This is a genomic window from Gelidibacter sp. (genome assembly GCF_035515035.1).
Taxonomy (GTDB): Bacteria; Bacteroidota; Bacteroidia; order Flavobacteriales; family Flavobacteriaceae; genus Gelidibacter.
In genome coordinates, this window is the sequence record NZ_DATJCA010000037.1 from 1 (window position 1) to 8,786 (window position 8,786).

The window sequence follows — 8,786 nt, forward strand, 5'->3', positions numbered from 1 at the left end:
AAGTGCAACCCTAACTGCCACCGGAGGCTCCACCTATTTGTGGAGTACGGGAGCCAAGACTGCAAGCATCACCGTGAGCCCAAAGGAGACTGCAACTTACACAGTTACGGCGTTTGACAGTACAGGAAAAAATTCGGATACGGATGAGGTAAAAGTAACGGTACACCCATTGCCAAGTGTAGATGCAGGCAGTAATCGGACAATTGATTCAGGACAATCCGTCACCTTAACCGCATCAGGAGCAACTACTTATAAGTGGAGTACTGGTGCTACTGGTCCCAGTATTACGGTAAGTCCAACAGCAACTCAAACATATACCGTTACCGGAAGTAAGAATGGTTGTGAAGCAACTGCCACTGTTAAAGTTACGGTTAAAGAACCTGTAGTGGTAGTCGCAAGGGCAGGCGGCAATCAAGATGTCTGTGAAGGTGGAGAGGTCACTTTGACTGCCACTGGTGGAGAACGTTACCTATGGAGCACTGGTGCTACAACTGCTAGTATAAAGGTAAATCCTAAAACTACAACCAAGTACTCTGTGACAGCGTATGTGGGAGATTTTTCCGGGACGGACGAAGCCATTGTTAAGGTGAGCCCTAAGCCTAAAGTGGTTATAGTTAATGGCTCTGAAGCCACTATCCTTGAAGGCGAATTTATAACTTTATCAGCCAAAGGAGCCAATAGCTATAAATGGAGCAATGGCGCAACCCAACCCAACATTGCCGTTCGACCAACTAAAACAAAAACCTATGATGTTGTTGGATACGTCAACGATTGTTCTTCAGAAAGATCTATTAAGGTAAATGTCTATGAAAAAGTAGTCGCAAATGCCGGCGAAGATGTCGCTATCTGTTCAAATGAAACAACCGTTTTAACAGCAAAAGGTCCTGCTAATAGTAAGTTTCTATGGAGTACTGGCGAGACCACTAAAAGTATAACGGTAAGTCCAGATGAAGATACTGAATATTCAGTAATGGTATACCATGACTTAGATTCTGATACGGACAGTGTCACGGTGAAAGTTAGAAAATGTGTAAATTCACAAGTTATTGGTGACAATGTTACTATAGAAGATACTGAGGCTCTAGATTTTTTGATTCATCCAAATCCAACCGACGGTGAGGTTCACATAAAAATATCTGGTCTTTCCAATGCATCCAGCCTCCATTTATATGATCTTTCTGGTAAATCATTATATCATGAAGCAATTAGTGTGAATGACCATCAGAGTTATAGTAAAACACTCAATTTATCCGAGTTTGCTTCGGGGATTTACTTACTTCAATTAGTTGATAATCAAAAAGTAATTACTAAAAAAATAGTCTTGAGATAAGTTTTAATAAATTGTGAAGATTGACTGAGCCACAGTACTTTTCTGTGGCTCAGTTATTTTTTATAAGGAACAATGGATTCTATAGTAACTAAGGAATCGCAGTTTTTAACTTGCATTTTAAATTTTTGCTCTTTGTAACTGTTTGTGATGATATAAGTTTTACATGTTTCGTTTTTAGTATCGCTTTCCGAAAAATTGACATTGCCATGTTTGATCATATCGGAAACTACAATAGTATCCAGCTCAAATGACCTCATGGCAAACACGGCATTCTCAGCATAGGCTTTTTTCTTTAAGGAGATGTTCTTAGTGGTCCTCGCATTGGGACTGTAGGCACAGGAGGTTTTTTTACCACTCAAGAAAAAGAACAGAATAATTAAACCTATGGAAAAGCCGCCTAGATAATAGCCGACACGATGGATAAATTTCATTGTTAAAAAATTAAAAGATTGACGTCGCTGTATTTTAGGTCAAACCAATTGGCAACCAATTTGCTCGTTAAAATACCGTGGTAAAAGTACAATCCATTTTTTAAACCGCGATCAAATCGCAGGGCATTTTCGATACCGCCGTCTTCTCCAATTTTCAAAAGATAAGGTGTGAACATGTTACTTATTGATACAGAGGCCGATCTGGAGTATCGTGCAGGAATATTTGGCACACAATAATGAACAATGCCATTATACTCAAAAGTAGGCTTATCATGCGTGGTGACCTCACTGGTTTCAAAACATCCGCCCATATCAATACTGACATCAATTATTACAGCCCCAGCTTTCATACAGTTGACCATCGCTTCCGTAACCACTACCGGCGCTCTATTGGTACCCCTGACTGCGCCAATGGCAATATCACAACGCTTCAACGCTTTAATCAGATTTTTTGGTTGTAAGGTAGAGGTGTAAAGTGTCCTGCCCAAATGGGATTGAACCGATCTTAATTTGGTAATGGAATTATCGAAAATTTTGACATTTGCACCTAATCCAATGGCAGAACGTGCAGCGAATTCACCTACGGTACCTGCCCCAATAATTACAACTTCAGTTGGTGGCACGCCACTGATATTTCCAAACATTAATCCGTTCCCACCATTAATGTTCGATAACAATTCGGCAGCAATAAGTATGGAGGCTGTTCCAGCTATTTCGCTCAAAGACCGTACTGCAGGGTATGAGCCATCATCGTCTTTTATAAATTCAAACGCCAAAGCAGTAATGCGTTTCGTGGCTAGGGTTTCAAAGTATTTTTTGCTTTGTGTTTTTAATTGGAGGGCTGATATCAATAAAGTTTGCGGATTGATGAGTTTAATTTCATCTAACGATGGCGGCTCAACCTTTAAAATAATAGGGCAGGAGAATACTTTGGCGGTATCCTTCGTTATTTCAGCTCCAGCTTCACTGTAGTTTCTGTCCTTAAAGTTAGCGCCATCTCCAGCTCCAGCTTCAATCATAACCCGATGCCCATTGGAGACTAAGGCAGACACAGCATCAGGAGTTAAGCAAACGCGCTTCTCCTGAAAATAGGTTTCTTTAGGAATGCCAATAAATAGGTCTCCTTTTTTTTTGAAAATTTCTAGCGTTTCTTCCTGAGGAAGCAATTGTTCTCGGGTAAAAGGAGAAATGGATTTGCTCATTTGAATTTAAAATAAGCACTGAAATTACAAATAATTTTTTGATTTGAAATGTGGAATTACAATTAATCGGAATTGTATCTCCCTATGTTTGATGAGATTTTGTTGTCCTTGACCAGAGTGTAAAAATTAGAAGGTTTGTGAAAATATAATAATTATAATTCCAAGAATATTTTTATTGACTTAATTGTGACAGAAGTAATATGTCATCCATTAAACTTAGAAATACCGATCATTACACCCAAATCTCGACCAATAATTTGATTTAAATAAAACGCCAGGAAAGTTAGAGGAAAACTTATGTTCATGAATGTTTAGGGTCTTGAGAAATAATTTTCATCATTATTTGTAACCTAAAGACGTTTTTTTAATCAAAAGAGTAAATAACATTTAAATACAACATATTATGAAAACAACAATGAAATACAAATTGACAGTAATTTGTACGTTAGTAATGGGCATGTCAAGTTTGATGATGGCTCAGGACACGCCGCAATTATCAGATCCTGAAATAGCTTCTGTTGCTGTGGTGGCAAATCAAATTGACGTTGATTATGGACAGGTAGCGCTTAAACGCTCTCATAACAAGGAGGTGAAGGATTTCGCAAATCGAATGATAGAAGATCATAATGCGGTTATAAAACAAGCAGTAGCATTGGTCACAAAGTTAGGCGTAACTCCTAAAGATAATGCGATGAGTCAATCCTTAATGAGCCAATCCAAAGAAACATTGAAAAAACTGAATAGTGTCAGTAGCAACGACTTTGACAAAACTTATATTGATAATGAAGTAGCATATCATGAAGCGGTCATAGGTGCTGTTAAAAATGTATTGATTCCGCAAGCGCAAAACTCAGAATTGAAAGATTTGCTTGAAGCGGTACTACCGGCTTTAGAAGCACATCTTGGCCATGCTAAAATGGCTCAAGGTAAAATTTCAAAATAATGCAAACACATAAATCATTAGTTTCTAAATATTTATTGATCTTGGCAGTACTGATCAGTTTTTTAGTGGTACTCGTGGGGTTTAAAAGCCCAGAAGATGCTTACAAGCCTACAAGACATACAGTAACCATTTTTAAAATGAAATTTAATCCAGAGAATCTGGTGGTCAATAAGGGGGATACTGTGGTATGGATCAATAAAGATTTTTATCAACATGATGTCACTGAATTGACAAGTAAAAAATGGACATCAAAACCCTTCAATCAAGGAGAATCTTGGTCGAAAGTCATCACAGAGGATATTAAATATTACTGTGATTTGCATAAAGTAATGAAAGGCAACATAACAATTGCCAAGTAGTTATTAAAAACATTGTTTTTGGTTAAATAATCAATACGGTTACGCTTATAAAATAAAGACTTGATTGCAATTAGTTGACAAACATTTGTTGTTTAAACTAAAATTGCCCTCTCTATAGAAATGGTTATAGGTATAAAACGAAAAGATCCGGCGGAGGAGGGGGATTAGTTCATCTCTCAGTTTTTAATGCTTTACTTCGCGATTTTTAAAAATTGGTATCCAGTTAGTTTGAATCTGAGGTGCTTGTGAGTGTAAAAACCCAAGATCGTTTTACTAAATATAGTAAAAGGAGTCTTGGGTTTTTTATGTCTTAATAAATGAGCTCAATCATAAAAAACGATGAAAATATAAAGTGCTCTTCTCATTTATATAGACGTGTTAACTCGCTCGTTTAGAGTGAAAATACGAGATTTAATTTTCGAAAGCTTTCCTTATCTCAACTTTTGACATATCCTTAAAATATCTGTAGTTTTTTGTATCCCAAGTTAGTCTTATGAATCTAAACTTTAGAATTTTCTTCCAAATTGAATCCAACTTTAGATGAAGATCAATAATTAACAAAAAACAAAAAACCATGAAGAATTATTTTAAGATTTCTACGTTGTTTCTGACGCTCATCACTATCCTTAGCCTTTTTAGTTGTAATGATGACGATTCTGATAATCTGGTTCCAATTCCACCAGGTGAAGGCAGTTTAAATTTGCCTCCATTGGATCCGCAATTGGTTCAAGCTGGGAAAGACATATTTCGGTATGATACTTTTGGTGATGAGACATTTTGGACAGATGTACTCCAAATGAATGAAGTAATAGAATCAGCTGTAACTCCAGCTACTGCGTTGGCTGTGGGGCTAAAAGTAGATGCCTCTGCTTTACCGGCAGACCTTGTTGCGGCTATTCAAAACGGTGACGTCGATTTAAATGACCCTCAAACCACCTTGGTCTTATTGCAGCTTAATGCAGTTGTAGGGATACAGGGACAAGTAAGTAAAAAACCGGATGGTTTTTTAACCTTGGATCGAATGGGAGTTACCTGCGCGCTGTGCCATTCAACAGTTGATGATTCTTTTGCTCCTGGGATAGGGAAACGCTTGGACGGTTGGCCAAATAGAGATTTAGACCCTGGTTTGATCATCTCTTTGTCGCCTGCTTTAGTCCAAGCTACAAAAGATGTCTACTCATCATGGGCACCTGGTATATATGATCCAAGATTTAACCATGATGGCTTGAATAACCCAGTGGTCATTCCGCCTGCATATGGTTTATACGGACTTCCTAAAGCAATTTTTACTGGGGATGGTGATATAGAGCATGAAGTTGCAGGACCTGTGGCTTACTGGAATAGATATGTTGCAGTGACCCAAATGCATGGGCATGGTTATTTTGAAGACGTACGTCTTGATAATTGGATAGTGGACCATAGAGAAGATGATGATTTAGTAACCGACAAACTTCCTGCCTTACAAGCATATCAATTTTCTATAGCGGCACCAACACCACCAGAAGGTTCATTTGATGCCGCTGCGGCTTTTAGGGGGAAAGCTCTTTTTTCAGGAAAAGCCCAATGTGCAACTTGCCATTCTGGACCTTTATTTACGGATGTGATTGATGGCGGAAAATTACATCCTCAAAATGCCTCAGTGGCAGTGGATAAGAAGTATGTAAAACGGTCCGGCACTAAACAATGGAGGGTGACGCCATTGAAAGGAATTTGGCAACACCCGCCTTATTTTCATGATGGGTCTGCAGCGACTTTAGCTGGGGTCGTGTCAAGATATAACGATGTGAACAATCTCAAATTAAGTGATACCGAAATGAATGATCTTACTGAATATCTGAAATCCATATAAAATCAAAAGGTATTAGATCATGCCCATTTGGAAAGTTTATTGTTTTCATGCATCTCTTTAGCGCGTGAGTTCCAAATGGAATCAAGCGCTAAGGAGATGTTTATTTAAACAAAGATAGGTTTCCAAATTCATAAAATAGTTTAATACAGATTGAAGAATTAGCCTTTTCATCAAGTTCCTAAAATTACAGCTATACACCCGCAAACTTGAATCCCATTTTTATATAATCTTCGTTAAACCCTCTGCAAATAAGATGGGTCTGATCTCTATTCCAGACGGTATTGGTCCGTAACATAAAAATTTTGGTCGACACTTTGGACTAAATTAAGGAAATAGTCTTTATCGATATTACCAAATCCAAAATTTTTAATTTCATTCTGCTAAGATTGCCGATGATTTATTATTAAAAAATTTCTTCTATTTTTTAGAATCTAAAATATCATTCCTGGTGCTGGAAGACAAAATTTTAAAATTAAATTCATGATTAAAGTCATGAGATTTCACAAAAGTACTTAAGATATTTGTCAACGAAATAATCATGGGAAAGTAATTGTGATAGAGTTGATACAGCCCTTGCTTAACAAATCGGAATTGCTATTTTTGTTCGGAAATTTCAGGATTTAAGCTATCACAACCTCTCATGGTGAAGTTTGTTTTATGTATATTCTGTTTTTTTAATTTCGCAATCATTAAACATAATCCACTTTTGTGGTTAAAATATAATCACCTATTAATATGTCAAAAAAAACAACCAATAAAGGCATTTATATTGCCACCACAGAACCCAACATCGGAAAATCCATAATTTCTTTGGGATTGATGCAATCGCTGTTGGGAAAGGCCGCCAAAGTGGGCTATTTCAGACCGATCATTGACAATTTCGAGCCAGGAAAAACCGATAATCATATTAATACCGTTTCGACCTATTTCAATTTGGATATAAAATTTGAAGAGGCGTATGCCTTTACCCGAAGCGAGGTGGTCCGAAAAATAAACGAAAACAAAAGCAGTGAGATAATGGGTCGGATTATTGAAAAATATAAAGATCTTGAGGAACGCTTCGATTTTGTTTTGGTTGAGGGGAGCAGTTTTATTGGCGAAGGTTCCATCATGGAATTTGACATGAATGTTTTAATTGCCAAAAACTTAGGTGTCCCTGCTCTTATCGTTGGAGGCGGAGTTGGTAAAACGTTGGATGAACTTGTGGGGAACTTACAAATGGCTTTTGACTCTTTTAAAGATAAAGGTGTTGAGGTATTGGCCGTTATTGCCAATAAGATAGAACCACAAAACCTGACGCTGGTGACTACTGAATTGCAGAAATATTTACCTAATGGGGTGGTTGTAAGCGCAATTCCGCTGAATTATAGTTTGGCCAATCCATCCATTAAAGAGATTGTGGACACGTTGGACGCCAAAGTGCTTTTTGGTGAAGAATTTATAAATAATCAAGCGGGTAATTATAGCGTGGGGGCGATGCAACTCCGCAATTACCTCATACATTTAAAAGAAAACGCCTTAGTTATTACACCGGGCGACAGAGCTGATATCATTTTAGGAGCTTTACAGGCAAATATCTCTGATAATTATCCCTCAATATCTGGAATTGTGCTAACAGGCGGACTTATGCCAGAGGATTCCATCTTAAAACTCATTGAAGGCCTTTCAGAAGTTGTCCCAATTATTTTGGTTGAGGGCGGAACGTTCTCGGTAACAAATCGACTGGGGAGCATACAATCTCAAATTTATGCTGAAAACACAGAAAAAATTACGACCTCAATAAAGGAATTTGAAAAACACGTCAACGTTGATGCGCTTATAGAACGTCTCATTACCTTCAAAACGAAAGGAATTACACCTCGAATGTTTCAGTATAACCTATTTCAAAAGGCGAAATCTAACAAGAAGCACATTGTTTTACCAGAAGGGAATGACGAACGCATTTTGAGAGCAACAAAACGACTTGTGGATTTAGATGTAGTCAGTATTACACTACTTGGCAATAAAAAACAAATTGAGGATAAAGTTACAAACCTTGATATTGGTCTGGATTTGGACAAAGTGAAAATCATCAACCCGATTGAATCTGAATATTTTGAATCTTATGCAGAAACACTCTTTGAACTTCGTAAACATAAGAATGTCAATCTTCCGATGGCGAAAGATTTAATGGAAGATGTATCCTATTTTGGTACGATGATGGTTTATAAAGGCGATGCTGACGGGATGGTTTCTGGAGCTGCGCATACCACGCAACATACTATTCTTCCTGCACTTCAATTTATTAAAACAAAACCTGAAGCGCCGATTGTGTCGTCGGTGTTTTTTATGCTATTGGACGATCGTGTTTCCGTATATGGTGATTGTGCCATTAATCCGAATCCTACGGCAATGCAATTGGCAGATATTGCCATTTCCTCTGCGGCAACCAGTATGGTTTTTGGAATAGAACCTAAAATAGCCATGTTGTCCTATTCTTCAGGTAATTCCGGCGTGGGAGAAGATGTGGAGAGAGTACGGGAGGCCACAAAATTAGTGAAAGAAAAAAGACCAGATCTTAAAGTAGAAGGCCCTATTCAATATGATGCAGCGGTAGATATCGTTGTGGGGAAATTAAAGCTTCCGGACTCGGAAGTTGCAGGACAGGCCAACGTTTTTATTTTCCCTGATCT

Annotated in this window: 7 protein-coding genes; 5 read left to right on the top strand and 2 right to left on the bottom strand. The window is 37.8% G+C overall.

Annotation, left to right across the window (positions count from 1 at the left end):
* The coding region (locus VLZ86_RS02805) for a T9SS type A sorting domain-containing protein (protein ID WP_325448503.1) at positions 1–1,330 on the top strand (1,330 nt) is incomplete at its 5' end.
* A gap of 53 nt (positions 1,331–1,383) precedes the next feature.
* On the opposite strand, the gene VLZ86_RS02810 is transcribed toward VLZ86_RS02805, so the two are convergent.
* Both VLZ86_RS02810 and VLZ86_RS02815 read right to left on the bottom strand, forming a co-directional pair.
* The gene (locus tag VLZ86_RS02810) at positions 1,384–1,761 is read right to left on the bottom strand and encodes a hypothetical protein (protein ID WP_325448505.1); all 378 of its coding nucleotides are present in this window, start codon (positions 1,759–1,761) and stop codon (positions 1,384–1,386) included.
* 2 nt (positions 1,762–1,763) lie between these two features.
* A complete protein-coding gene (locus VLZ86_RS02815; RefSeq protein ID WP_325448507.1) occupies positions 1,764–2,963 on the bottom strand; it encodes an alanine dehydrogenase in 1,200 nt (399 codons plus the stop codon).
* Between the two features lie 403 nt (positions 2,964–3,366).
* On the opposite strand from VLZ86_RS02815, the gene VLZ86_RS02820 reads away from it, so the two are divergent.
* The 4 genes from VLZ86_RS02820 to pta all read left to right on the top strand — a co-directional run.
* Entirely contained in the window at positions 3,367–3,906 is a 540-nt protein-coding gene (locus VLZ86_RS02820) for a DUF4142 domain-containing protein (RefSeq protein ID WP_325448509.1), read from the top strand.
* Positions 3,906–4,265, top strand: coding sequence for a plastocyanin/azurin family copper-binding protein (locus VLZ86_RS02825; protein WP_325448511.1), 360 nt, complete (start codon positions 3,906–3,908; stop codon positions 4,263–4,265). The genes VLZ86_RS02820 and VLZ86_RS02825 overlap by 1 nt, the downstream gene beginning before the upstream one ends.
* Before the next feature lie 574 nt (positions 4,266–4,839).
* Positions 4,840–6,114: a hypothetical protein gene (locus VLZ86_RS02830; protein ID WP_325448513.1), complete on the top strand. Its 1,275-nt coding sequence runs from the start codon at positions 4,840–4,842 to the stop codon at positions 6,112–6,114.
* Between the two features lie 735 nt (positions 6,115–6,849).
* Positions 6,850–8,786 (top strand): phosphate acetyltransferase (pta, locus tag VLZ86_RS02835; protein ID WP_325448515.1); only part of this gene is annotated, 1,937 nt, incomplete at its 3' end.